General features: G+C 66.7%; 24 protein-coding genes. 20 read left to right on the forward strand and 4 right to left on the reverse strand.

What is annotated here, in order from left to right; all coding sequences use genetic code 11:
- Positions 1 to 4: 4 nt before the first annotated feature.
- Positions 5 to 577, reverse strand: coding sequence for a VldE C-terminal domain-containing protein (locus tag EH231_RS07515; protein ID WP_090433042.1), 573 nt, complete (start codon positions 575 to 577; stop codon positions 5 to 7).
- 429 nt (positions 578 to 1,006) lie between these two features.
- On the opposite strand from EH231_RS07515, the gene EH231_RS07520 reads away from it, so the two are divergent.
- From EH231_RS07520 to EH231_RS07540, 5 genes are all read left to right on the forward strand, one after another.
- Positions 1,007 to 2,371, forward strand: a complete 1,365-nt coding sequence (locus EH231_RS07520; RefSeq protein ID WP_090433044.1) for a flavin monoamine oxidase family protein — start codon at positions 1,007 to 1,009, stop codon at positions 2,369 to 2,371.
- 103 nt (positions 2,372 to 2,474) lie between these two features.
- Complete coding sequence (locus EH231_RS07525) at positions 2,475 to 3,782, forward strand: GlnX family signal transduction membrane protein (RefSeq protein WP_124712170.1); 1,308 nt, start codon at positions 2,475 to 2,477, stop codon at positions 3,780 to 3,782.
- Positions 3,782 to 4,723 carry a glutamate ABC transporter substrate-binding protein gene (locus tag EH231_RS07530; protein WP_124712171.1) on the forward strand — a complete coding sequence of 314 codons (942 nt, stop codon included), beginning with the start codon at positions 3,782 to 3,784 and terminating at the stop codon, positions 4,721 to 4,723. The genes EH231_RS07525 and EH231_RS07530 overlap by 1 nt, the downstream gene beginning before the upstream one ends.
- Position 4,724: 1 nt before the next feature.
- Positions 4,725 to 6,719, forward strand: a complete 1,995-nt coding sequence (locus EH231_RS07535) for a serine/threonine-protein kinase (protein WP_124712172.1) — start codon at positions 4,725 to 4,727, stop codon at positions 6,717 to 6,719.
- 79 nt (positions 6,720 to 6,798) lie between these two features.
- Positions 6,799 to 7,122: a DUF732 domain-containing protein gene (locus EH231_RS07540; RefSeq protein WP_090433051.1), complete on the forward strand. Its 324-nt coding sequence runs from the start codon at positions 6,799 to 6,801 to the stop codon at positions 7,120 to 7,122.
- On the opposite strand, the gene EH231_RS07545 is transcribed toward EH231_RS07540, so the two are convergent.
- Positions 7,119 to 7,757, reverse strand: coding sequence for a TetR/AcrR family transcriptional regulator (locus EH231_RS07545; RefSeq protein ID WP_090433377.1), 639 nt, complete (start codon positions 7,755 to 7,757; stop codon positions 7,119 to 7,121). The two genes, EH231_RS07540 and EH231_RS07545, sit on opposite strands and share 4 nt — an antisense overlap.
- Positions 7,758 to 7,837: 80 nt before the next feature.
- Here EH231_RS07545 and EH231_RS07550 point away from each other — a divergent pair, with 80 nt between their 5' ends.
- On the forward strand, positions 7,838 to 9,052 hold the full coding sequence (locus tag EH231_RS07550) for an oxygenase MpaB family protein (protein ID WP_241177905.1): 1,215 nt from the start codon (positions 7,838 to 7,840) through the stop codon (positions 9,050 to 9,052).
- Between the two features lie 12 nt (positions 9,053 to 9,064).
- Here EH231_RS07550 and EH231_RS07555 read toward each other — a convergent pair whose 3' ends face one another.
- Together EH231_RS07555 and EH231_RS07560 are read right to left on the reverse strand one after the other, a co-directional pair.
- On the reverse strand, positions 9,065 to 9,715 hold the full coding sequence (locus EH231_RS07555; protein WP_420891970.1) for a VldE C-terminal domain-containing protein: 651 nt from the start codon (positions 9,713 to 9,715) through the stop codon (positions 9,065 to 9,067).
- A gap of 92 nt (positions 9,716 to 9,807) precedes the next feature.
- Positions 9,808 to 10,059: a hypothetical protein gene (locus tag EH231_RS07560; protein WP_090433057.1), complete on the reverse strand. Its 252-nt coding sequence runs from the start codon at positions 10,057 to 10,059 to the stop codon at positions 9,808 to 9,810.
- Positions 10,060 to 10,143: 84 nt separating this feature from the next.
- Here EH231_RS07560 and EH231_RS07565 point away from each other — a divergent pair, with 84 nt between their 5' ends.
- From EH231_RS07565 to EH231_RS07630, 14 genes are all read left to right on the forward strand, one after another.
- Positions 10,144 to 10,350: a three-helix bundle dimerization domain-containing protein gene (locus EH231_RS07565; protein ID WP_090433059.1), complete on the forward strand. Its 207-nt coding sequence runs from the start codon at positions 10,144 to 10,146 to the stop codon at positions 10,348 to 10,350.
- A 345-nt stretch (positions 10,351 to 10,695) separates the two neighbouring features.
- A complete protein-coding gene (locus EH231_RS07570; RefSeq protein ID WP_409543932.1) occupies positions 10,696 to 11,457 on the forward strand; it encodes an MlaE family ABC transporter permease in 762 nt (253 codons plus the stop codon).
- Positions 11,454 to 12,296 carry an ABC transporter permease gene (locus EH231_RS07575; protein WP_044518893.1) on the forward strand — a complete coding sequence of 281 codons (843 nt, stop codon included), beginning with the start codon at positions 11,454 to 11,456 and terminating at the stop codon, positions 12,294 to 12,296. Before EH231_RS07570 ends, EH231_RS07575 begins: the two co-directional genes overlap by 4 nt.
- Positions 12,297 to 12,301: 5 nt before the next feature.
- On the forward strand, positions 12,302 to 13,678 hold the full coding sequence (locus EH231_RS07580) for an MCE family protein (RefSeq protein WP_090433063.1): 1,377 nt from the start codon (positions 12,302 to 12,304) through the stop codon (positions 13,676 to 13,678).
- Positions 13,675 to 14,703, forward strand: a complete 1,029-nt coding sequence (locus EH231_RS07585; protein ID WP_090433065.1) for an MCE family protein — start codon at positions 13,675 to 13,677, stop codon at positions 14,701 to 14,703. The genes EH231_RS07580 and EH231_RS07585 overlap by 4 nt, the downstream gene beginning before the upstream one ends.
- Positions 14,700 to 16,025 (forward strand): MCE family protein, encoded by a 1,326-nt coding sequence (locus tag EH231_RS07590; RefSeq protein ID WP_234927179.1) that lies wholly within the window; start codon positions 14,700 to 14,702, stop codon positions 16,023 to 16,025. Before EH231_RS07585 ends, EH231_RS07590 begins: the two co-directional genes overlap by 4 nt.
- Complete coding sequence (locus tag EH231_RS07595) at positions 16,022 to 17,317, forward strand: virulence factor Mce family protein (protein WP_124712174.1); 1,296 nt, start codon at positions 16,022 to 16,024, stop codon at positions 17,315 to 17,317. The genes EH231_RS07590 and EH231_RS07595 overlap by 4 nt, the downstream gene beginning before the upstream one ends.
- Positions 17,314 to 18,435, forward strand: coding sequence for an MCE family protein (locus EH231_RS07600; protein ID WP_124712175.1), 1,122 nt, complete (start codon positions 17,314 to 17,316; stop codon positions 18,433 to 18,435). The genes EH231_RS07595 and EH231_RS07600 overlap by 4 nt, the downstream gene beginning before the upstream one ends.
- Position 18,436: 1 nt before the next feature.
- Positions 18,437 to 19,897 (forward strand): MCE family protein, encoded by a 1,461-nt coding sequence (locus EH231_RS07605; protein ID WP_124712176.1) that lies wholly within the window; start codon positions 18,437 to 18,439, stop codon positions 19,895 to 19,897.
- Positions 19,864 to 20,394, forward strand: a complete 531-nt coding sequence (locus tag EH231_RS07610; RefSeq protein ID WP_206429638.1) for an Rv1363c family protein — start codon at positions 19,864 to 19,866, stop codon at positions 20,392 to 20,394. The genes EH231_RS07605 and EH231_RS07610 overlap by 34 nt, the downstream gene beginning before the upstream one ends.
- Positions 20,391 to 21,005: a hypothetical protein gene (locus EH231_RS07615; protein WP_206429639.1), complete on the forward strand. Its 615-nt coding sequence runs from the start codon at positions 20,391 to 20,393 to the stop codon at positions 21,003 to 21,005. The genes EH231_RS07610 and EH231_RS07615 overlap by 4 nt, the downstream gene beginning before the upstream one ends.
- Positions 20,975 to 21,475, forward strand: a complete 501-nt coding sequence (locus tag EH231_RS07620; RefSeq protein ID WP_090433077.1) for a CAP domain-containing protein — start codon at positions 20,975 to 20,977, stop codon at positions 21,473 to 21,475. Before EH231_RS07615 ends, EH231_RS07620 begins: the two co-directional genes overlap by 31 nt.
- A gap of 44 nt (positions 21,476 to 21,519) precedes the next feature.
- Entirely contained in the window at positions 21,520 to 22,821 is a 1,302-nt protein-coding gene (locus EH231_RS07625; protein WP_124712177.1) for an acyltransferase family protein, read from the forward strand.
- Positions 22,822 to 22,906: 85 nt separating this feature from the next.
- On the forward strand, positions 22,907 to 24,304 hold the full coding sequence (locus EH231_RS07630; protein WP_124712178.1) for an HNH endonuclease signature motif containing protein: 1,398 nt from the start codon (positions 22,907 to 22,909) through the stop codon (positions 24,302 to 24,304).
- Positions 24,305 to 24,359: the final 55 nt, after the last annotated feature.

Here is a 24,359-nt window from a genome sequence, read left to right on the forward strand (position 1 = left end):
GGAATTACGTCAGGTACGTTTCGTGCCCGGTGGGGAATCCACCGCCGTTGGTGGCGATGTGCACGTGGTCGTAGTGGTTGGCGGTAGCTCCGCCGCGGTCCGACATCATTCGCGGGGCTTTGCCGCGGGAGTAGATCTGCTGCCGGAAGATCACGTGGTTCACGCCGAACCGGTCGGCATTGTCGAGGACGTACGCGACGATCCGGTCTCCGAGGGCTTTGCCTTCCGGAGTGCTGTAGTTCGGGATCATCACGTCGATCGCCAACCCGTTCGGGTGCCACTTCATGGAATCGGCCCGGACTCCGCCGATGTTCAGAATCTGGGGGAACCGCGCGCTGACCGCGCGGGCCGCCAGGATGGTCTCGACCTGTAGGCCCTTCTCTGAGGCCCGGCCGGCGGGTAGCGGGAACCTCATGTTCCGGCGCACGGCGCGGTCGGCACGTACAGCGGGTGCCGTGGGCGCGGCTGCAAGCTGGACGGCCGGGGGTGCGACAACCTCGGCACCGCCCTTGGTGGCCGGCCCGGTGTCTGCGCCGACGACGAGGAGTGCGGCGGCAGGCACGACGACGGCAGCCATCGCTGCGGATCGGCGGCGCCGATGCCTTTTCAACTGGTGTCTACCCACGAGGACCGGACCCTACCGGCGGTATGAACCATCCCGGGAATCGCGAAGTTGTCTGGTGCTGTCGATGGCAACTAGTTCGGCGATCAGACGTCAACCGATGCTTGACGCGCACAGGCGTCCGGCGAACGCGAGGTGAACAGAGGGCGAACCCCGGCGTATTAGCAGGTCAGAAATCATCGCACATGCGGCGACCGGTCCGGATTCCAGGGGGCGGGCACGGTGTGTGGGCGGGCCCGAAGTGGGCTCGATCGGAGTGATGTGTGCCCAGGTGGGCAAAATTTATGGCATTTACCACACCAGTCGGTCGACAGTGCCTACGCGGCGGCTGACGACGGCGTAATTTGAGCGAATCAAGCCCCGTCGAAAACGGGAGGTCGAGCCATGGCAGATGTCGACTGTTGCGTGGTGGGCGCGGGCTTCGCAGGCCTCGCCGCGGCCTTGCGGCTCAAACAGGCGGGCCGCTCCTTGGCCCTGCTCGAGGCGCGTGATCGGGTCGGTGGCCGGACCTTCACCGAGGTGCTCGATGACGGAACGTGGATCGACCGCGGCGGGGCCTGGATCGGACCGGGGCAGGATCGCATCAAGGCCCTGATGGCCGAATTCGGGGCCGAGGAGTACAAGGAGTACGTCGACGGCGACGCCATGATGATCCTCGACGGCAAACAGCACCGTTATTCCGGCACGATTCCGTGGGCGATGAGCCCGTGGGCGATCGCCAACCTCGGCGCCGGACTGCTCGAGGTGGAGCTGATGTGCAAGACCATTCCGTTCGATGCCCCATGGGAGGCGAAGAAGGCGGTCGAGTGGGATCGGATCAGCCTGGGGGAGTGGATCAACCGGCATATGCGCTCCAAACAGGCGCGCGAGATGCTCGACATGGCGCTCGCCGGCATCTACACCTCCGCGGGATCCGAGGTGTCGTTGTTGTGGGCGCTCCATCAGATGGGGTCGGGCGGCGGCCCGGGCTTCGTCATCTCCAACAAGGGCGGTGCCCAGGACGCGCGGGTGCGCGGTGGCATGGGCGCCGTCTACGGACCGATGGCAGCCGAACTGGGCGGCGCGCTGCATCTTTCGCAACCGGTGCACCTCATCGCGCACGACGACGACGGCGTGACGGTGCACGCCGAGAGCCTGACTGTGCGAGCGCGGCAGGCCATCGTCGCCGTCCCTCTGGCTGTGGCGAGCCAGATCGTCTATGAGCCAGTACTTCCCGTGGACCGAATGTTCCTCCACCAGCGGATGCCCAGCGGTGCCGTCTTCAAGATCTCAGTCGTCTATGACACGGCATTCTGGCGTGCCGACGGGCTGTGCGGACAGTCCGCCGCACCCGGCAGCCCCGCGACGCTGACCATCGACGCCTGCACCGACACCGGCACTCCCGGAATCATGTGCGTCATCACCGAAGGGCCCGCCGCCCGTCGGCTCGGGTTGCTCGACGCCACCGAGCGCAAGGCTGTCGTGATCGGCGAGTTGATCGACCGGTTCGGTCGGAAGGCCGCCTCACCGGTGAGCTATCACGAGCAGAACTGGACGGTGGAAAGGTATTCGGGTGGCGGGATGATCAGTCACGCCCCGCCCGGCGTGCTCACTGAGTTCGGCCCTGCGCTGCGGGCCCCGTGCGGACGGATCCACTGGGCCGGCACCGAGAGTTCGGCCATCATGTGCGGCTGGATCGACGGTGCGGTCCGGTCGGGTGAGCGCGCCGCCGCGGAGGTACTGGCCGCCGAGAGCGTGGCGGCCGCGTAATAAAGCCCACGTAGCGCGTTTGCGGGGGCTACCGTGCATTCGTCGGCGTTCGATCGAGTCCGGTATCGCTGTTCCGGGCCAGCCCGCGACGAGGTGATGTCGAGTGCACAGCGGTGAGTTGGAGAGTCGGCAGGCGCTCACACTCGACGAGTCCGTGCTGGCCGACGCCGAGGAACCAGACCGCCCGGTCGTGGACTTCCTGCGGGCCACGCCCGGCCGGATCGCGGTGCTGGCCGTCATCGTGATCGCGGCGGTGCTGACCGTGGGCGTGGCGGCGTCGGCGACGGCGGCCGATCGGCAACGCGAGCTTCAGACCCTGCGGTCACACACCGAACCGCTGGCCGATGCCGCACAACGGATCTACAGTGCCCTGTCGTCCGCCAACACGACCGCGGCCACTGCCTTTCTGGCCGGCGGTGTGGAACCGCGCGATGTCCGCGATCGCTACGACGCCGCGGTCGGAGAGGCGTCGGCCGGCCTGGTTACCGCCTCGAATGGGGTGTCGCCCAACGATATCCAGTCGCTTACGTTGCTCACCGACCTGTCCAACCAGCTGGCGGTCTACACGGGCATGATGGGGACCGCTCGTGCGGCCAACCGCGACGGCCGCCCGATCGGAGTCGCGTACCTCAGCGAATCGTCGACGCTGCTGCAGCAGTCCATGCTCCCGGACGCCGAGCGGTTGTACCGGACGCAGGCCGAGGCCGTCATGGCATCGGGGCGGTCGGCCGCGGCGCCTCCCGCGTTGATCGCGGGAGCCGCGCTGGCAGTGGGATTGTTGCTGTTCGCGCAGGTCTTCGTCGCCCGGCGCAGCCATCGGCGCATCAACCCGGGCCTGTTGTTGGCATCGGTGTTGATGATTGCGCTCGCTGTGTGGCTGACGGTGGCCGGACTCATTGTGACGCACGCCGTCAACGGTGCCCGCGCGGCCGGAGGGGAGCCGCTGGAATCGGCGGTGACCGCCCGGATCCTGGTCCAGCAGGCCCGTGCGGACGAGATCCTCGGGCTGCTCAAACGCGGCTCCGACACACTCTCCGACATCCGATTCGAAGAACGGACCACGCAGGTCGCACGGATCCTCGACAGGCATGCGGTCAACGGGGCACAGGACGCGCTGCACGGCTGGAAAGCCGCGCACAGCGAGATCCGCGGCAAGCTGGGTAGCGGCGACTATCCCGGTGCCGTTGAGATCGCACGAGACGGCGAAATGCAGGGTTCGACGGCCCAGTTCACCCGGCTGGATCAGGCGCTGGGGGACGACATCGCACGATTGCGGGACCGGCAGCGCGACGGGATCACCCGCGCGTACGGGGCGCTGAGTGCGTTGCCTGCCGGTGCCGCGGCCATCAGTGTGCTGGCCGCTCTCACCGTCGCCGCAGGGATCGCGCCGAGACTGAGCGAGTACCACTGATGCGGGCAGTAACCGGACTCATCGTCCTCGCCGCGACCGTGGTGACGGGATGTTCCACGACGCAACCGCTTGTCCAGGTGTCGGCCTCGCTCACCGCGATGCCGACGCCGAGCGGCGCCGTCGTGGCCTCCGGGGTTCACGGCGTGCCGGTCGAGAGTTGCGATGCGACAGCGAGTTTGCGCCCTTCAGAGGTGTCCGGACCGGCAGTGCAGGCGATCCGGCAGCGGGGCCGGCTGATCGTCGGTATCGACCAGAACACCAATCTGATGAGTTTTCGCGATCCCGTGTCGGGTGAACTGACCGGTTTCGACGTCGATATCGCGCGCGAGGTGGCCCGCGATCTGCTCGGCGACCCCGGCAAGGTGGACTTCCACCTGCTGACCTCGCCGGAGCGCATCACGGCTCTGCAGGATGGCACCGTCGACATCGTCGTGAAGGCGATGACGATCACCTGCGCCCGCGCGGAGCAGATCGCCTTCTCCACGGTGTATTTCGATGCGCATCAACGATTACTCGTGCCCAAGGACTCGCCGATCCGGGGACCGGCTGAGCTGGCGGGGAAGAGGGTGTGCTCTCAGGTGGACACGACATCGCTGGCCACAGTCGCCCGGGTGGCGCCGGCGGCGGTCCTGCTGGCCGTACAGAATTGGGACGACTGCCTGGTCGCGCTGCAGCAGGGCCAGACAGATGCGGTCAGCACCGACGACTCGATTCTGGCCGGGATGGCCGTGCAGGATCCGTACCTGCACCTGGTCGGTCCGAGTCTGGAGGATGAGCCGTACGGCATCGGCATGAACAAGTCGCGCCAGGATCTGGTCCGGGCCGTCAACGCGAGCCTGGAACGCATCCGGCAAGACGGGACATGGTTGTCGCTGTACCGGAAGTGGCTCACTGTGCTCGGCCCGCCGCCGAGTCCGCCGCTGCCTAGGTATCGGGACTGACATGGCGGAGCAGGAGGGAACGCGCGCCGTCCTGGTGACCGAGTCGTCACCGGTAAAGGTCGAGGGCACCCGCCCGCGGTTGCGTACCGGGCGTCGTCGGATCGGGGATGGCCTGGTCGAGGTCCCGATCCGGGCGGACATCGAGCCGGCCGGCGCGATACTCACCAATCCCGTTGTCGCCGAGTCCAAACGGGAATGCGGTGGCTGTGGCCGACCGGTGGGACGGGGGACTGCCGGTCGGCCCGGGCCGTGCGAAGGGGTGTGCCCGCATTGCGGCGCGCTGTTCTCGTTCTCACCTCAACTGGAGACCGGCGAGCTGGTTGCGGGCCAGTACGAGGTTCAGGGTTGCATCGCCCACGGCGGTGTCGGCTGGATCTATCTGGCGGTCGACCGCAATGTCAGCGATCGGTGGGTGGTGCTCAAAGGTCTGCTCCAGCCGGAGGCGCAACAGGCGCAGGCGATCGTCGTCGCCGAACGTCAGTTCCTCGCGATGGTGAACCACCCCGGCATCGTCAAGATCTACAACTTCGTCGAACATCCAGGGTTCGACGGGCGCCCGGTGGGCTACATCGTGATGGAGTACATCGGCGGGACCACACTCGAAGCCATCCTGGCGAAACAGCAGGCGGCGTCCGGGGACCCGGCCAAACCGATGATGCCGGTGGAGCAGGCGCTCGGATACCTGCTCGACGTCATGCCGTCGCTGTCGTATCTGCACTCACTCGGCCTGGTCTACAACGACCTCAAACCCGACAACATCATGCTCACCGAGGACAACATCGAGTTGATCGACATGGGTGCGGTGTCGGGTGTCGGGGATTTCGGGTACATATACGGCACCAAAGGGTTTCAGGCACCCGAGATCGTCCGGACCGGACCGTCGATCGCCACCGATGTCTACACGGTTGGCCGAACCCTGGCCAAGCTGACCGTCGACCTGCCCAACGATCGCTATGCCGAGTCATTGCCCGCCCGCGACGAGGTGCCCTTGTTCGAGCGGTACGAATCCTTTTATCGGCTGCTCGCCCGCGCGACCAACCCCCGTCCGGCACAACGGTTCTCGTCTGTCGATGAAATGGCGGACCAGTGCCGGGGCGTCCTGCACGAGATCATCGCCGAGCAGACGGGCTCGCCGAGTCCGCGGACGTCGACGCTGTTCAGCGTGGCGCGCTCCACATTCGGCGTCGATCTGGCGTTGCAGGGCACCGATGTGTTCGTCGACGGCCGGCGGCGCACCGCTGCGCTGGACGCCCGTGACATCGCGGACGCTCTGCCGGAACCGGTACCGGTCGAGGACGCCGAGGACGAATGGCGGGAGGACTGGGACGATGGGATCGCCGGCCTGGCGACCGGTGATCTCGGGGCGGCCCTGGCGTGTTTCGAGCGGATCGTGGCCCTGCTTCCGGGTGAGCCCGCGCCCAAGCTGGCGGTGGCGGCGACGGCTGAACTGCTGCTGGCCACGGACGACGCGCCGAATGCGGAACGGTTGCGGCAGTTGGCAGAACGGTGCTACCGGACGCTGTGGCGCACCGACCATGCGATGGTCAGCGCGGCGTTCGGCTTGGCCCGACTGCTCGCGGGCCAGGGCGACCGGCCCGCCGCGATCGATGTGCTCGATCACGTCCCGGTGACCTCACGCCACTACGGCGAGGCCCAACTGACATCGGTGGTGATGCTGCTCGAGGGGCGGACCAACGCCGAGATCACCGAGGCGCAGTTGCGCGATGCCGCACGGCGCGTGGGCGGTCTGCCCGAGACCGAGCCGCGCGTTCTGCAGATCCGCGCGTTCGTTCTCGGTGTCGCGCTCGACTGGCTCCGGTCCGGCGCGCTGCCCTCGGCCGGCGAGCCGATTCTCGGCCATGCCTTCGACCAACGCGGTTTGCGCGTCGGCATCGAGGAGGTGCTGCGGGAGCTGGCGCGGCACTCGCCACGGCGGCGTCATCGCTATCGGCTTGTCGACGTGGCGAATTCGATCAGGCCGCCGAGCTGGATGTGAGGCCGGCGCGGCGAGATCCGGGCCGCGTCGACGGCGCGCGTCCGCGGGATGCTGACGCGCATCTGACATCCTGACGAGCATGAAGGCGCTGATGATCTCCGTGATGGCGGCCGCGGCCGGGCTCGCTCTGGCCCCGGCGGCCCTCGCCGACGATCAGGGTTATCTCGCGGAGGTTTCCTCACTGGGCCTGCCGGTCTCCGATGACAATCGGGACGTTCTCGTGCAGCTTGGCCGGCAGGCGTGCCTGACTGCCCACGAAGATCCGGCAATGCGGCCCGACGATCTGGCGATGCAGATCGCCGAGGCGCGGTCGGCATATCCGTTCGAGAAGGCCACGGTCGTGGTGACCGCGGCGCTGCACAACTACTGCCCGGATGTGACGGCCACACCGAGCGTGAGCTAGTCGCCCGACCGGGTGATTCCTCGCACCACGGCGACGCAGAGGTCGGCGCATTCGGCCGCGAGTTCCGCGGTGGTTTCGATGGGATTCGCCAGCCAGGCTTCGATGATCTGGTTGACGCCACCGACCATGAACTGTGCGCCGCGGCGCAACTCGGCAGGGCTCGGTGTCGCGGACTGCAGGACATCGGGCGCAAGCTGGACGATCAGGCCGGTGATCATCTCCAGGATGTGCGTGCGGTGCTCTGCCAGTCCGGCGACGCTGCTCACGTCGCCGGTGGCGATGCGGTGGATGTGGGGGTCGGCCGCGATGATGTCGAGGAACGCGGTGAGCGCCGACCGCAGCTTGTCGGACAGTGTGCCCGGGTCCCCGACGCCCGCGTTCACCAGCGCCGTGAGCAGCTGATCCCGCACGTCGTCGGAAATGGCGAACAGCAAGGCGTCTCGGCTCTCGAACTGTTCGTAGAAGTAGCGCGAGGTCAGCCCGGCGGCGGTGCAGACGGCCCGCACGGTCACCTCGGTGATCCCGGATTCGCCCCAGATCTGGCGTCCGGCGGCGAGCAGCTTGCCTCGTCGTTCCGTGCGGCGGTCGGCCGCACTGACGCCGCCGTAGCCGCGCACCACTTGTACGCGCTTCATTGACAGCACCCTACCCGGCGCCTACATTCTGACTACGTACGTAGTCAGTCGTCCCGGTCGGTTCTGTCCAGGAGGTCACGTTGAACATCCCGGCTCGCCATCCCGAACGGCCACTTGTCGTTCCCGGTGCCATTCGGACGTTCGCGATGATGCTGGGCGTCCGCAACCCTGACGCGCAGCAGTGGCGCCGGCTCGGCGAGCGATTGACGGTCGGGGACGAGCCGATGGACCGCCTGGTCGACTGGATGTCGTCGGCGGGGATCGCGCAGATGCGTCCCCTGTTCGAGAAGGCGCTCGCCGAGGGCATCGACAAAGTGCCCGACGCCCCGGAACCGTTGCGCGAGTTCTTCACCGGCGTCGAGACAGTCCCGGCGTGGGTGAACCGGGACAAGCTGCGCAAAGGACAGCGCGCACTGCTTCGGGGCGGTTCCGACGGCATGTCGATCGCGCGCGATGTGTCGCTGCTCGGCGGTTACCAGTTCTCCGGGTTCAACAAGACCCTGCTGCGTACGGGTGCCCTGGAGAAGGGGTCGAACAAGCGCTTCGCCGAGACGATGCAGTGGGCGATGGATGTCATCTCCGACGGTGGTCTCGACCCCTTGGGGGCGGGGTACAGGTCCACCCTGCACGTGCGGTTGATCCATGCGTTCGTGCGCCGCCACGTGGTGGCGATGCCGGACTGGCGCGCCGACGAGTGGGGTTTACCCGTCAACCAGACCGATATGGCCGCGACGCTGGTCGGTGCTCTCGTCGCGCCGCCGGTGGCCTCGCTCGCGATGGGAATCCTCCCTGCGCCAGGCGAACTCGACGCCATCGCGCACCTGACCCGCTATGTCGGCTGGCTGATCGGCGTGGAGGATGAATGGCTGCCCAAGACCTTCCAAGAGAGCATCCGCGTGCTGTACCACACGTCCACCGCGCTGGCGGTTCCCGATGAGACGACGCGGCAGTTGTCGGTTCCGATGGCCGAGGACCCGCTGTCGTGGCACTACCGCGGTATCGGCGGCCTGCGTCGCCGCTTGGCGTGGGCACAGCACCTGTCGATCACCAGCGCGTTCCTCGGGCCCAGCGCGATGCGTGTCCTGGGGCTGCCCGCCTACATGCCGCCGTGGTATCCGCTGGTGAAGATGCCGGTCAATCTGATGCGGAGTGCCGCTGCGATGGCTTCGCGGAGCGGCATGGATCGCGCGGTATCCCGCGGACAACGCGAGCAACAAGTCTTGCTGCGAACCATCATCGGCGACAGCGCGGCCAATATCGGCGAGTCAGCGGTGCACGTGAGCAGCGCAGCCTGACCACAATTACGTCTAGCGGGTCATCGAGCCGATGAAATAGGTTTCGTGGCCCGTGGGGTAGCCGCCGCCGTCGGTGGCGATGTGGACGTGGTCGAAGTGATTGAGGGTCTCGTTCCCGTAGTCGGCGGTCCAATGCGGCGCGCCGATACCCGGATAGAGGCCTTGCCGCCAGATCACGTGCAGCACACCCCAGCGCTCGGCGTTGGCCAGGGCGAAACCGGCGATCTGGTTACCGAGTTCGATGCCCTCCTTGGAGTGATACTTCGGGATCATCACGTCGATCGCCAGACCGTTGGGATGCCACTTCAGCGCATCCTGCCGATACCCGCCGATGGTAGTGATCTCGGGGAACATCACCGCGATGGCGCGGGCCACCCAGATGGTCTTGACCTGTAGGCCGCCCTCGGGTGCCGGGCCCTTCGGTAGGGAGAACTGGAAGTCACGGGCCACTACGGGTGCGCTGGCCGCCACCAACTCGGCTTGATGAGCCGCCGGCGCCGGCTGCTGCTGCTCCACGGGCGGCGTCGCCGCAGGGACGTCCGCACAACATTTCGACTCGGTGTTCTGGACGTAGACCATGCCCGCGGCGACGGTGACCGAGACCGCGAGCGCCAGCAACCGACCCCTGCCGCCGGCCCACCGTCGTTTCCCCACGGCAGCAATTTACTGCGCTCGCAAGCCCGGTGGGACGGGAACCGCGTCCGGCAACCTCATGTCTTTCTCGATGGCACCCGGAATTGGCTGAAATCGGGCCGTCAGGGCCCGCCCGGTGCGGTCTCGGCCTCGCGGTGCGGGCAGGTTTCGGGGAACCTGCGATGGATGGCGTCGATCAGGTGATGCGTCTCGTACAGATCGGCACGCAACTTGCTGACCTCGCGGCGATCGCACGCCGACGCTCGGCGCTTGCGCCGCTCCGCTTTCTCCAGGCGCGTCGACACGTCCTCCACGTGCCGCCATAACTCACCCAGAAGGGACTGAGCCTGTGCGGTGTCGGCGGAGTGGTCCACGTTACGGATCGTGCCATCTGTGTCTTCATTCCGCTCACTTCCTCAGATCTTGACTATCGCGCAGGTCCAGCGGATTCTGAAGCCATGGTCAGGATCAGCGAAGAAGTCATGATCGCCGAACTGCTGATCCGCCTCGGCGTGGCCTATCCAGAAGCATCTGCCGAGGACATCACCGGATGCGTCCACCGCGCCCAGGAGCGCTTCGAGTCCAGCCCCATTCGCGAATTCGTGCCGCTGCTCGTGGAGCGGCGAGCGCGAGCGGAGCTCACCGGGCCGATCGTCGGGGGCTGACCGCGGCTCCACGGCACGGGGTATGGCGCGGGCATGGTCCGCGTGATCACGGCAGCCCGCAATAGCTCGGATCGTCCTGATTTGATCGGCCTGAGCTGAAACCGTGCAAACGTTGCAGCCAGCGAGTATCGGTAATTGACGGCCATGTTTCCCGTTGGCGAGCGTTGACAGCTAATCGGCCCACTCCTAACCTCCCGCCCAGGCTCGGCGACGATGGGAATGAATGTGGGATCCGCACGGGAGTGCTCGGACTGCGCGGCAATGACGCCGCTGTCGTCGTCATGCGTCGATGTCCCGCGGCGATCGGGATAACCCCGTGCCTGTCTTCCTCGGCAGTCGGTCGTGATGGGGATCGCCTGGTCCAAACCCGCTTTCGCGGTCGGCGATTTCGTCGTCCTGGCCGGCGAGACCTTTGCCGCGATGGCCCGCCCGCCGTTCGCCTGGCGGGAGCTGCTCGATCAGATCTGGTTCGTGGCGCGGGTGTCGATCGTGCCCACCGTCGTGCTGTCCATCCCGTACACCGTGCTGATCGTGTTCACGCTCAACATCGTTCTGCTCGAGGTCGGAGCCGGTGACCTGTCCGGTGCCGGTGCCGCCCTCGCGTCGGTGACCCAGGTCGGTCCGGTGGTGACCGCGATCGTCGTGTCCGGCGCTGCTGCCACCGCGATGTGCGCAGACCTGGGCGCGCGGACCATCCGCGAGGAGATCGACGCGATGAAGGTGATCGGGGTCAACCCGGTCCAGGCGCTCGTGGTGCCGCGCGTGATCGCCGCGACTTTCGTTGCGCTGATGCTGTATTCGGTGGTCGCGGTGGTCGGACTCACCGGCAGCTACGTGTTCGTGGTCTACGTCCAGCATGTCACGCCCGGCGCCTTCGTCGCCGGCCTGACGCTGCTGACCGGCCTGCCGCAGGTCGTGGTGTCCCTGGTCAAGGCGCTGCTGTTCGGGCTGTCGGCCGGCCTGATCGCCTGCTACAAGGGCCTTTCGGTGGGCGGCGGCCCGACCGCTGTCGGCAACGCGGTCAACGAGACCGTGGTGTTCGCCTTCATGGCGCTGTTCTTCATCAACATCCTGGCCACCGCCTTCGGCGTGAAGGTGGCTCCGTGACAACCACTTCCGAGGACCGCGGGCCCGAAATCCTGAACCGGGCCGTGGACGGCACCCGCCGCGTGGGGGAGCAGACCGCCTTCTACGGCCAGGCATTGTTGTCCACCGGGGATGCGTTGCGGCGCTATCCGGGCGAGGTTCTTCGGCTGATCGCCACGATGGGCATGGGCACCGGGGCGCTCGCGGTGATCGGCGGCACCGTCGTGATCGTGGGATTCCTGACCCTGACCACCGGTGCGCTGATCGCCGTCCAGGGCTACAACACGCTGTCCAACGTCGGAATCGAAGCTCTCACCGGGTTTCTGGGCGCCTTTCTCAATGTCCGGTTCATAGCTCCCGCGACCGCGGGTGTGGCACTGGCCGCCACCATCGGCGCCGGTGCCACCGCGCAACTGGGCGCCATGCGGATCAACGAGGAGATCGACGCGCTGGAAGTGATGGGCATCCGGGCGATCACCTACCTGGCGTCCACCCGCATCGTCGCGGGAGTGATGGCCGTGGTGCCGATCTACACGGTCGCGGTGTTGATGTCGTTTCTGGCCACCAGGTTCGGCACCACGATCATCTACGGCCAGTCGCGGGGTGTGTACGACCACTACTTCACCACGTTCCTGCACCCAGCCGACCTGGTGTGGTCGTTCACCGAGGCGCTCGCGATGGCGGCCGCGGTGATGGCGATCCACACCTATTACGGCTACACCGCCACCGGTGGACCCGCCGGCGTCGGTGAAGCGGTCGGCCGCGCGGTCCGCACCTCGATCACCGCCGGGGTGTTCATCCTGTTGACCATCACACTGTCCGTGTACGGGCAGTCCGGAAACTTCCACCTGTCGGGGTAGCCGCGATGACCAATTCACCCCGGCGAGAAAAGATCGATCCGATCTGGTGGGCTCCGGTCCTGGTCATCGTGATCGTGGCCGTGACCGCCCTGACCGCACTGCTGTTCACCGGCACGCTGCGCCGTACCGTCCCGCTCACCCTGGTCTCCGATCGGGCCGGCCTGGTCATGGAGGACGGCGCCAAGGTCAAGCTGCGAGGTGTCCAGATCGGCGAAGTCTCGTCCATCGCAGCCGAAGCCACCGCGGGGGACGCCGGCGCGAGGCTCAGACTCAAGATCGATCCCGACGACTTCGCCTACCTCCCCGGCAATGTCGAGGCGGAGATCAAATCCAGCACCGCCTTCGGTGCCAAATATGTCGACCTCATTGTCCCGGACGGCGGTGCGAGTCCCGAGCCGCTGCGACCGGGCGCGGTGCTGCACTCGCGCAACGTCACCGTCGAAGTCAACACCGTGTTCGAAAACCTGCAATCCGTTGTCACCGCGATCGACCCGGCGAAACTCAATGCGGTCCTCGCCGCCGTCGGCGAATCCCTGCGCGGCAAAGGGGAAGTCATCGGCCAGGCCATCACCGACGCCAACAAGGTGCTGCTAGCGGTGAATCCCCGGATGGACACCATCCGTCAGGACTGGCAGTTGTTCGGAGAGACCACCCAGGCATACTCCGTTGCCGCGCAAGACATCCTGTCGATCCTGGAGTCCTTCTCTACGACGGCGAACACCATCAGCACCCACGCCGGGGCGCTCGATGAACTGCTGCTGTCCGCGGTCGGCTTCTCCCGCTCGGGCATCGACACTCTCGGCGCCAACCAACCCAACCTCGTGCGCGCGCTGAACCTGCTCGATCCGACCACCGCACTGTTCATGAAGTACTCGCCCACATACACCTGCCTGTTCCAGGGGGCGGTCTGGTTCCTCGAACACGGCGGCCGGGATGCACTGGGCGGTAACGGAAAATCGGTGATCATGGACGCGGCCCTGCTGGCCGGCGACGATCCCTACCGCTATCCGGACAACCTTCCGGTGGTCAACGCCACGGGCGGGCCCGGTGGCAGGCCGAGTTGCGGCTCGCTGCCCGACGTCAGCAAGAACTTCCCGGTGAAGTACCTGGTGACCGACACCGGGTTCGGCACGGGACTGGACGTCCGGCCCAATCCGGGCATCGGATTTCCCGGCTGGGCCAACTATTTCCCGGTCACCCGCGCGGTGCCGGAACCGCCGAGCATCCGCTATCCGGGCGCGCCGGCGCCCGGCCCGTTGCCGCCGTATCCGGGTGCGCCCGCCTACGGCGCACCCGAGTTCGGACCGGACGGAGCGCCGCTCTACCCACCGGCGCCGGGCCCTCCGCCAGGTCCGCCGGCACCACAGGAGGGACAGCCATGAGGCGCGCGACTTTCCGCGTCGCGACGCGGGTGGTGCTGTTCACCGCATTGAGCCTGGTCTTCACCTTCATCCTGGTGACCGTGTTCGGACAGTTCCGATTCGATTCACGCGCCTCGTACAGCGCGGTGTTCATCAATGTGTCCGGGCTCAAGGGCGGCAATTTCGTGCGCATCGCCGGCGTCGAGGTCGGCAAGGTCAAAGACCTCACGCTGCACAAGGACGGGACAGTCACCGTCGACTTCGCCATCGACAAGGCCCTGACTCTGACCGAGGGCACCCGCGCCGCGGTGCGTTACGAGAACCTGATCGGCGACCGCTACCTGTCCCTGGACGAGGGGCCCGGATCTGTTCGCAAACTTCAGCCGGGACAGTCGATTCCACTGGAGCGCACATCGCCCGCGCTGGACGTCGACGCCCTGATCGGCGGATTCCGGCCGTTGTTCCGCGCGCTGGACCCGGATCAGGTCAACGCGTTGTCCGGGGAACTGCTGAAGGTGTTCCAGGGGCAGGGCGGCACCATCTCATCGGTACTGGCCCAGACGTCGGCGTTGACCACCACGCTGGCCGGGCGCGACCAGCTGATCGGTCAAGTGATCACCAACCTCAACACCGTACTCGGCACGTTCGCCAAACGCGACGAACAGTTCGCCGAAGGCCTCGACAAGCTGTCGGAGCTGGTTGCCGGACTGGCAGAACGCAAATCCGACATCGCAACCGGGACGGCCTACATCAACGCGGCCGCCGGCTCGGTGGCCGACCTGCTGACCACCGCGCGCGAACCGATCAAAGAGGCAGTGACCCAGACGGATCGGTTCTCGGGGCAGATCATGGCCGACCGGGACTACGTGGACGACCTGGTCAAGACCCTGCCCGACGCGTACCAGGTGCTCGCCCGGAACGGGCTCTACGGCGACTATTTCGGCTTCTACCTGTGCGACGCGATTCTCAAGCTAAACGGAAAAGGCGGCCAGCCGGTGTATGTCAAACTCGCCGGCCAGGATTCGGGACGGTGCACGCCGAAATGACGCGACTGACACTCAAGCGGTTCACCATCAAACGGCCCACGATCAAGCCGCTGGCAGAGCGCAGCCGGCCGGCCGTCGGTGCGGTGGCGATCCTCCTGCTCGCTGCCGCGGTGGTGGCGGCCTTCTCCTACGACAAGATTCCGTTCATCAAGGGCACCTCCGATTACTCTGCGTACTTCTCAGAGGCCGGCGGCATCAAATCCGGTAGCGACGTGCGGGTTTCGGGACTGAGTGTGGGTCGGGTCTCGCAGGTCCGGCTCCAGGGCGCCCGGGTTCTGGTGGACTTCACCGTCCGTGACGGCGTCGAACTGGGCGAGCGCACCGAGGCGGCGATCAAGACGGAGACCGTGCTCGGAACCAAGGTGCTCGAGCTGACCTCCCGAGGCGACGGCACTCTGACCGGACCCATCCCGATCGAGCGGACCACCTCTCCCTACGACCTGCCGTCCGCGCTGGGGGATCTGACCACCACGATCAGCGGACTGGACACCACGCAGTTGTCCTCGGCGCTCACCACATTGGCGGACACGTTCCGCGACACCCCACCGGATCTGAAACTCGCGCTGGAAGGCGTGGCCCGGTTCTCGGACACGCTCAACGCCCGTGACGCCCAACTGCGCAACCTGTTGGCCAACGCCAACAAGGTCACCGGTGTGCTCGCCAAGCGCAGCGACCAGATCGCCAACCTGGTGGTGACCACCAACGCACTCCTGGCCGAACTGCTGTCCCAACGGGACTCGGTCGACGCGTTGATGAACAACCTCACCGCGGTGTCACACCAGATCTCGGGCCTGGTCGCCGACAACCGCACGCAACTCAAACCCGCCGTCGACAAGCTCAACGGGGTGCTGGAGATCCTGGACAACCGCAAGGGCGAATTGCAGCGCACGCTGTATCTGCTGCGCCGCTATGCGATGTCGTTCGGCGAAGTGCTCGGGGCCGGACCGTTCTTCAAGGCGTCACTGGTCAATCTGCTGCCCGGGCAGATCGCCCAGCCCTTTGTCGATTCCGCGTTCTCCGATCTGGGCCTGGATCCCAATGTGCTGCTGCCGTCACAACTGGTCGACCCGGGTACCGGCCAGCCGGGTACGCCACCGCTGCCGATGCCGTACCCGCGCACCGGACAGGGTGGGGATCCGAACCTGTACCTGCCCGACGCGATCACCGGCAAGCCGGGAGATCCGCGTTACCCCTACCGGGAACCACTGCCCGCTCCGCCGCCGGGTGGACCGCCGCCCGGACCACCCGCATTGGCCCCCGCTCCAGGGGAACTCCCGCCGCCCAGTTTCGGGCCGCCGGTACCGGCAGAAGGCGGGCGGTGACCATGTCGACACGCGTACTGCGGATCGCAATCGCCTCGGCGCTGAGCGTCATCCTGGTCGTCGCGATCACCGTGGTGGCCACTCCGTGGTGGGATCGGGTCAGGGACAACACCTTCACCGCCTACTTCGCCAACACCAACGGGCTCTACACCGGGGACGAGGTGCGCATCCTCGGCGTGGCGGTGGGAACCGTCGAGCGCATCGAACCCCAACCCGACGCCGCCAAGGTCACCTTCACGGTCGACAGGCAATACCCGGTGCCCGCCGACGTTCAGGCGGCGATACTTTCGCCGTCGTTGGTCAGCGCCCGCGCACTCCAACTCGTTCCGGCTTATGAGAGCGGTCCGAAACTGGCCGACGGCGCGGCGATTCCACGGGAACGCACCGCGGTTCCCGTGGAATGGGACGATCTGCGCCAGCAGTTGGAGAAGCTCACCGACTCTCTGCAGCCCACCACTTTAGGCGGGCCCAGTGCGGTCGGCGAGTTCGTCAACAGCGCGGCAGACAATCTGCGCGGCCAGGGCGATACGGCCAGGGACACGGTGATCAAACTGTCGCAAGCGGTTTCGGCGCTGGGTGATCACAGCACCGACATCTTCAGCACCGTCCGCAATCTGCAACTGCTGGTATCCGCGCTGACCTCGAGCAGCGATCTGCTGGCGTCGTTCAACACCAATCTGGCCGACATCAGCACCGTGTTGAGCAACAGCCCCGACGAGGTGGCCAACGCCACCCAGGCCCTCGACGTGGCGGTCAACGACCTGCGCGGGTTCGTCGCCGAGAACCGCGAAGGCCTCGGCGTCACGTTCGACCGCCTCAACGCGATCACCACCGCACTCAACGACAGCCGTGCCGACGTCAAGCAGGTGCTGCACATCGCGCCGACGGTGTTCCAGAACTTCATGAACATCTACCAGCCGGCGCAGAGCGCGGTGACCGGGATCCTGGCACCGGTCAACTTCGCCAACACCGTCCAGTTCATCTGCAGCGCAGTACAAGCCGCATCCCGGAAGGACTGGGAGCAATCGGCGAAGTTGTGCGTGCAGTACCTTGCGCCGATCATCAAGAACCGCCAGTACAACTTCCCGCCGCTCGGGATCAATCCGTTCGTCGGGGCGTCAGCGCGGCCCAACGAGATCACCTACAGCGAGGACCGGCTCAATCCGCACCTGCCGCCACCGGCTTCCGCACCGCCTGCGGCGGAGGTATCGCAGGACGCGGCGCCTGCGCCTATCCAAACCGATCCCGCACTGGGGCTTCCCGGCCTGATGCTCCCGGGAGGCACGCCATGAGGCGGCTGGTGGTCGCGGCGCTCGTCGTCATGTGCCTGTCGGTGATCCCGGGATGTGAATGGCGTGGGCTGAATTCACTGAGTCTGCCGGGAACCCAAGGCAACGGCGACGGCTCGTACACCATCCAGGCGCAGTTGCCCGATGTGGTGGTGATCCAGCAGAACACCCGCGTGCGTGTCGGAGACGTCAACATCGGCAACGTCACCAGGATCGAAGTCCAGGACTGGCATGCGCTGGTGACCATGCGCATCGACGGCGGCGTCCACCTGCCGGCCAACAGCACCGCCAAACTGGGACAGACCAGCCTGCTGGGCTCCATGCACATCGAGCTCGCGCCGCCGGTGGGCGAGGCACCGCGCGGCGAACTCACCGACGGCTCGGTGATCCCGTTGTCGGCCGCCGCCACCTATCCGACCACCGAGCAGACTCTCGCGTCGGTGTCGGTGCTGCTCAACGGCGGCGGGCTGGGCGAGCTGCAGGAGATCAACCAGACCTTCGCGAAGGCGCTGGCGGGCCGGGAGAACGACATGCGCAGCCTCCTCGGCCAATTGGACACCTTCATCGCGGGACTCAACGCACAGACCGATGACATCATCACCGCCACCGAGCGGCTCAACTCGCTGGCCGGTCAGGTGGCGGCCCGGGACGACACCGTCGACACCGCGCTCACCACGATCCCGAAGGCGCTCGCCGTGTTGTCCGAGCAGCGCACCAAGATCGCCGATGCCGTCGACGCACTTGGAAAGTTCAGTGCGATCGCCACCTCGACCGTCGCCCAGACCAAGGAATCCCTCGTCAACAACCTGCGCAACATCGCGCCGGTGCTGCGGGAACTCGCCAACGCCGGGCCCGCACTCACCCGGGGCCTGGACTTCCTGTCGACGTATCCGTGGGTGAAGAGCACGGTGGCCAACTGGTTCCGCGGCGACTTCGCCAACATCACGCTGGTGGTTGATCTGACGTTGAGCCGGATCGACAGCAGTCTGTTCACCGGAACCCGGTGGGAAGGCAACCTCACCGAACTCGAAATGCAGTGGGGCCGCACGATCGGCCAGATGCCCAGCCCGTACACGGCAGGCAACCCGCTGATCGCTCCTTACCGATGGGGGGCGTACTGACATGATCCGGCTGTCCCGTTCGGTATGGATCCAGTTGGCGATCCTGTCCACGATCACCGTCGTCGCCGTGGGCATCATGGCATTCGGTTTCGTCAAGGTCCCGGCACTCCTCGGGTTCGGCCGATACACGGTCACGATCCAACTCCCTGCTGCGGGTGGGCTGTACCCAACCTCGGTGGTCACCTACCGCGGTACCGAGGTCGGAAGGGTCAAGTCGATCGGCGTCACTCGTGCCGGAGTCGATGCGGTGCTGACCCTGGACTCGAACATCGCAGTGCCGTCGCCGGTTTCGGCTGCCGTCCACAGCCGGTCCGCGGTCGGGGAGCAGTTCCTCGAACTGACTCCTGACCGCGGCGCGACCGGTACCTTGCGCGACGGCGATGTCATCGGCGTCGACAAGGTGCGCATCCCGGCCGACATCGGGAACGTGCTCGATGCGACCAACAAAGCCCTGCAGGCCATTCCGCCGGACAATCTGCGCACGGTGGTGGACGAGTCGGCCAAGGCCGTGGGGGGACTGGGACCCGAGCTGTCCCGCATCGTCGACGGTTCGACCGCCCTGGCCATCGAAGGCGGCAAGACCGTCGATCCGCTCGCGCAGTTGATCGATCAGTCTCCGCCGGTGCTCAATTCGCAAGTGCAGACTGCCGATTCGATTGCGACGTGGGCACAGCGGATGGCCGCGATCACCGGCCAACTCAAAACCCAGGACGCCGCGTTCGCGGATCTGCTGACGAAAGGAGCGCCGGCACTGGGGGAGAGCAAGGCGCTGTTCGACCGGGTGGCTCCCACCCTGCCCGTCTTGCTGGCCAACATGGTGAGCCTCGGTGACATCGCCGTCACCTACCGCAACGATCTGGAACAGTTGCTGGTTCTGTACCCGCAGGGCACGGCCGTGATGTCGGCGATCACCCTGGCCAACGCCGACACCAAACAGGCGTACCGGGGCATCTACCTCGACTTCAATCTGAACCTCAACCTGCCGCCACCATGCAACACGGGATTCCTGCCGGTGCGCCAACAGAGGTCACCGTCCGACCAGGACTACCCGGAACGGCCCGCGGGCGAGCTTTACTGCCGGGTTCCGCAGGACTCGGCCCTCAATGTTCGTGGCGTGCGCAACATCCCGTGCGAGACCAAGCCGTGGAAGCGTGCGCCGACCGTCGAACTGTGCGAAAGCGACGAGGAGTACGTCCCGCTGAACGACGGCCTGAACTGGAAGGGCGATCCCAACGAGACGCTGTCCGGCCAGGGAGTGCCGCAGTACGCACCGGGCACCGATCCGCGACTGCCGCCCCCGCAGGGCACCGGCGCAGCGCCTCCGCCCGTGGCCTTTGTCCCGTATGACCCGGCCACCGGAACCTATCTGGCGCCGGACGGCCGGTCCTACACCGACTCCGACCTCGCCGACAGCACGAAAGGCAAGACATGGCAGAGCATGCTGACGCCGCCGAGCGGCTAGACGAGCCGGACACCGGTCCCGGCATCCGTATTCCGATCGCGGTGGTCCTCGTCATCGTGGCGGTGCTGGCCGCCCTCACCGGCTGGCTGGGCTACCGCGATCAGCGATCCCACGCCACCGAGGAGCAGCGCAACCTGTTCGTGCAAGTGGCGCGCCAGGCGGCGGTGAACCTCACCTCGATCAGCCACTCCGAAGCCGACGCCGACATTCAGCGAATCCTGGATTCGGCGACCGGTACCTTCCGCGATGACTTCGAGAAGCGGTCGGGCCCGTTCGTCGAGATCGTCAAGCGGACCCAGTCGACATCCCGTGGCACCGTCGCCGAGGCCGGCCTCGAGTCCGAGACCGATGACGAGGCGCGGGTATTGGTCGCCGTCTCGGTGAAGACCTCGACCGGCGCTGCACCCGAACAGGATCCGCGTCGCTGGCGCATGCGCATCAGCGTTGAGCAGGTTGGCGACGACGTCAAAGTGTCGAATGTGGAGTTCGTGCCATGACCACAGATACCGCAGCGGAGCTCTCCGATCCGAAGGCCGATGAGCTGGAGACCGACGACCTGGTCGTCGAAGAACTGATTGAGGACGATGCTGAACCCGCGGAGCAGGACCAGCCCCGACGCCGGTCCATCTCGTGGACGCGGGTGCTGACGTTCGGTGTGCTGCCCGCTTTGGCGCTGGTCCTGGCGCTGGGGGCGGGCTTCCTGAAATGGCAGGACGGGGCCGCGCGATCGGCACAGGCGGCGGGCACGGAGTCCGTCCGCGCCGCGGGCGAAAGCACCGTGGCGATCCTGTCTTATCGACCCGACACCGTGGACACCGAATTGCCCGCGGCCGCGGACCGGCTCACCGGTGAGTTCCGCGACCAGTACACGCAACTGATCGACGACGTCGTCATCCCCGGGGCCAAACAGCAGGTGATCTCGGCGGTGGCCACGGTGCCGGCTGCCGCGTCGGTATCGGCGTCACCCCGGCATGCGGTGGTCCTGGTGCTCGTCGACCAGACCACCACAATCGGCACCGGTCCGCCGACCAAATCCACCTCCAGTGTGCGGGTCACCCTCGACAAGGTCGAAAACCGATGGCTCATTTCGCAATTCGAACCGGTCTGATCGCCGCCGTAGCGGCCCCGTTGGCGCTTTCCGCCGCATGGGGCCCGGCGCCCGCGCATGCCGACAACCAGCGGCTGAACAGCGGCGTGATCGCCAACGTGTTCACGATCCAGCGTCAGGCGGGCTGCACCACCAATGTGAAGGCCGACCCGAAGCTGCGGTTGGCGGCCGAATGGCACACCAACGATCTGCTCGCCGACCGCAGCCTGGACGACCATGCCGGCTCCGACGGATCGACGCCGCAGTCGCGGGCCGAGGCTGCCGGATTCCGCGGCCGGGTGGCCGAAACGGTCGCCATCAACCCGGCGTTGGCGATCAACGGCATCGAGATCCTCAACCAGTGGTACTACGACCCGGTCGATTTCGCGATCCTGTCCGACTGCGCCAACACCGCTATCGGTGTGTGGTCGGCCAATAGTCTGGACCGATCGGTGGTCGTGGCCGTGCTGGGTCAGCCGGCGGACGCGTAGTAATACCCATCCCGACCCGGCGCTCGGACCGGCAGACTGAAGCCATGCCAATCGACGAGGCAGTGCCCTCCCCGGACACCGTCACCCGGGACACCAAGCCGGACCGTGACCGTGCGGTCGATGTCGCGCGCCTGGGCGCCCTGCTCGTGGTGATCTTCGGGCACTGCGCCCTGCTGCTGGCCACCATCGATTCCGGGGGCGTACGGGTCGGCAACATCCTCGGTGCACTCCCGGCGCTGGCCCCGATCACCTGGGTGCTGCAGGTGATGCCACTGTTCTTCCTGGCCGGAGGGGCTGCGGGTGCCTACAGCTGGCATTCCGGTCGCTCGTGGGGTGCGTGGTTGCTCGCCCGTGCCCAGCGCCTCTGCCGGCCGGTGTTCTGGTACCTGGCGGTGTGGTCGGTGGTCCTGGTCGTGGTGCACGCGACGATGGGGGCCGAGTCCGCCGCTGCGCTCGGGCGCGAGTGCGTGGCCCTGCTGTGGTTCCTGGGTGTCTACCTGATGGTGCTCGCCTTCGTCCCGGCAATGATGCGCCTGCACACGGGCCGGGCACTGGCATTGGTGGTCGCCGGACTGATCGTCGCCTCCGGAGTGGTGGATGCCATCTGCTTCGCGGCCGGCACCCCCGAGGCGGGCACCGTGAACCTGATCATCGTCTGGTTGATTCCCGTGGTGATCGGGGTGGCCTACGCGCGCCACCTGATCTGCGCGCGGCGGGCGATCGCGATCGCGGTCCTCGCCTTCACCGCACAGGTGATCCTCGCTCTCACCGGCATTTACGACGTGTCGCTCGTCGTCACTGGAACCGAGCACGTGTCGAACGTGTCACCGCCGACGCTGCTGCTGGCACTGCACTGCACGTGGATGCCATGCCTGTTCATCGCCGCTGCGGACCCGATCCGGCGCTGGGCCGCCCGTCCGCGGGTCTGGTACGTGGTGGCGACGGGCAATGGGGGAGCCATGACGCTGTACCTGTGGCACATCCCGGTGATCGCGATCGCCGCGTTCGGTCTGCATGCCCTCGGCCTGGATGCGTTCGACCCGCACGCCCCGGACTTCTGGCCCCATCTGGCTTTGCGTGCAGTGGTTTTCGCGGTTCTCATGGCGGCGGCCTTCCGGCTGCTGTCACCGCTGGAGCACCGCCCGCTGCCGTGGTGGGACGACCGGGTCCAGATCAGCGGCGCCCGGTCGGTGGTCACCGGCGTGCTGTTGTGTGTCGCCGGCGCCGCGTTGACCCTGATGGCCAAGAACGGCCTCGACGGTGCGCTGGGCTGGTCTGCGCTCGGCGGATTCGTCATCGCGGCCATCGCTGCGCGGGCCAGTGCGGGCCGGGCTGTCAAGGCCTAATTGCCCTGTGCGGCAAGATCTGTGGATGGATCGCGCGCTGTGGATAACTTCTCTGGGAGTCGGTGACCGGAGGTAGAATTCGAACATGTATTCGAGCACTGGCTCTGGCTGGGAGACGGTGCTGGCTGTCTACGACGAATACGACGCCGTCTGCGCGAAAATGGCCGCTCTCAACTATCAGACGTTGAGCCTGCCTGAACTGCTGGAGCTGCAGTCGCGGCGCGAACATCAGGTCCGGTGCGCGCCTGCGGTGGATCACGTGATCTTGGCTGAAATGCAGTCGCGCACCACCGCGGCCGAGATCGGTGCGAAAAGCTGGTCCGATGTGTTGGCCATCCGGCTACGCATCAGCAACAAAGAAGCCAAACGCCGCGTCGCAGAAGCCGCGAACCTGGGCCCACGCACCACCATCACCGGGCAGCACTTGGCACCGGTGTTGCCGGCCACCGCCGCCGCCCAAGCCGAAGGCCACATCAACACCGAGCACGTCGCGATCATCCGGAAGTTCTTCGCCAAGCCACCCGTACCGCTGGATGCCGCCACCCACGCCCAGATCGACGCCGACCTGGCTCGCATCGCCGCCGGCAACAGCCCGGAAATCCTGAAACAGTGCGCTGACCGGATCGGCTTCCTGCTCAATCAAGATGGCGACGCACCCATTGATGAACAACCCGAACGCCACGGTGAGATCATCATCGGGCCCCAAAATGCCGACGGCACCAGCGAAATCCGTGGCAGGCTCACCCCTGAGGCCCGCGCCACCCTCGAACCGATCTTGTCCCGCTACGGTGCCCCCGGCATGTGCAACCCCGCCGACGAGCACCCCTGCACCACCGGCACTCCCAGTGCGGAGGCGATCGCGGCCGACACCCGCAGCGCCGCCCAGCGCAACCACGACTCCCTGGTGGCGATCGGCCGCAGCGCGCTGTCGTCAGGAGAACTCGGTCAGCACAACGGATTACCGGTCACGATCGTGGTATCCACCACGCTGCGTGAACTCGAAACCAGGACCGGTACCGGGCTCACCACCTCCGGCACCCAGCTGCCGATCGCCGATGTCATCCGGATGGCCGCCCATGCCCACCACTACCTCGCGGTCTACGAGAACCATCGTCAGGTCCCGCTGTATCTGGGCCGCAGCAAGCGCATCGCCACCCCCGCTCAACGTCTCGTGCTGCACAACCGCGACCGGGGCTGCACCCGGCCGGGTTGTACCTGCCCTACCGACCGCTGCCAAACCCACCACGCCAAAGCCGATTTCAGCCGCGGCGGCCTGACCGATATCACGGACCTCGCCTTGGCCTGCCCGAAAAGCAACCGCCTCGTCCACGATAAGGGCTGGCGCACCCGCCTACTTGACGACGGCCGCGTCGAATGGATCCCGCCACCACTCCTGGACGCCGGCCAGGACCGCACCAACCACTACTGGCACCCCGAAGACCTCTTCCATCCGCCAGAGAATGGCGAAGAAGGCGACCCGTAGAAGTCGGTGACGGGGTCACAGAAGGTCAGGGCCGCGGTGCTGGTCCCGGGCTCGG

Source organism: Mycolicibacterium nivoides, assembly GCF_003855255.1.
Classification (GTDB): domain Bacteria; phylum Actinomycetota; class Actinomycetes; order Mycobacteriales; family Mycobacteriaceae; genus Mycobacterium; species Mycobacterium nivoides.

What these genes read in the sequence shown, in the direction of transcription:
- EH231_RS07535 (WP_124712172.1), top strand. Translation starts at nt 4,725, where the DNA reads ATGGCGGAGCAGGAGGGAACGCGCGCCGTCCTGGTGACCGAGTCGTCA.
- EH231_RS07600 (WP_124712175.1), top strand. Translation starts at nt 17,314, where the DNA reads ATGAGGCGGCTGGTGGTCGCGGCGCTCGTCGTCATGTGCCTGTCGGTG.
- EH231_RS07545 (WP_090433377.1), bottom strand. Translation starts at nt 7,757, where the DNA reads ATGAAGCGCGTACAAGTGGTGCGCGGCTACGGCGGCGTCAGTGCGGCC.
- EH231_RS07515 (WP_090433042.1), bottom strand. Translation starts at nt 577, where the DNA reads ATGGCTGCCGTCGTCGTGCCTGCCGCCGCACTCCTCGTCGTCGGCGCA.
- EH231_RS07605 (WP_124712176.1), top strand. Translation starts at nt 18,437, where the DNA reads ATGATCCGGCTGTCCCGTTCGGTATGGATCCAGTTGGCGATCCTGTCC.
- EH231_RS07570 (WP_409543932.1), top strand. Translation starts at nt 10,696, where the DNA reads ATGGGGATCGCCTGGTCCAAACCCGCTTTCGCGGTCGGCGATTTCGTC.
- EH231_RS07585 (WP_090433065.1), top strand. Translation starts at nt 13,675, where the DNA reads ATGAGGCGCGCGACTTTCCGCGTCGCGACGCGGGTGGTGCTGTTCACC.
- EH231_RS07565 (WP_090433059.1), top strand. Translation starts at nt 10,144, where the DNA reads ATGGTCAGGATCAGCGAAGAAGTCATGATCGCCGAACTGCTGATCCGC.
- EH231_RS07630 (WP_124712178.1), top strand. Translation starts at nt 22,907, where the DNA reads ATGTATTCGAGCACTGGCTCTGGCTGGGAGACGGTGCTGGCTGTCTAC.
- EH231_RS07520 (WP_090433044.1), top strand. Translation starts at nt 1,007, where the DNA reads ATGGCAGATGTCGACTGTTGCGTGGTGGGCGCGGGCTTCGCAGGCCTC.
- EH231_RS07625 (WP_124712177.1), top strand. Translation starts at nt 21,520, where the DNA reads ATGCCAATCGACGAGGCAGTGCCCTCCCCGGACACCGTCACCCGGGAC.
- EH231_RS07620 (WP_090433077.1), top strand. Translation starts at nt 20,975, where the DNA reads ATGGCTCATTTCGCAATTCGAACCGGTCTGATCGCCGCCGTAGCGGCC.
- EH231_RS07530 (WP_124712171.1), top strand. Translation starts at nt 3,782, where the DNA reads ATGCGGGCAGTAACCGGACTCATCGTCCTCGCCGCGACCGTGGTGACG.
- EH231_RS07615 (WP_206429639.1), top strand. Translation starts at nt 20,391, where the DNA reads ATGACCACAGATACCGCAGCGGAGCTCTCCGATCCGAAGGCCGATGAG.
- EH231_RS07610 (WP_206429638.1), top strand. Translation starts at nt 19,864, where the DNA reads ATGGCAGAGCATGCTGACGCCGCCGAGCGGCTAGACGAGCCGGACACC.
- EH231_RS07540 (WP_090433051.1), top strand. Translation starts at nt 6,799, where the DNA reads ATGAAGGCGCTGATGATCTCCGTGATGGCGGCCGCGGCCGGGCTCGCT.
- EH231_RS07590 (WP_234927179.1), top strand. Translation starts at nt 14,700, where the DNA reads ATGACGCGACTGACACTCAAGCGGTTCACCATCAAACGGCCCACGATC.
- EH231_RS07580 (WP_090433063.1), top strand. Translation starts at nt 12,302, where the DNA reads ATGACCAATTCACCCCGGCGAGAAAAGATCGATCCGATCTGGTGGGCT.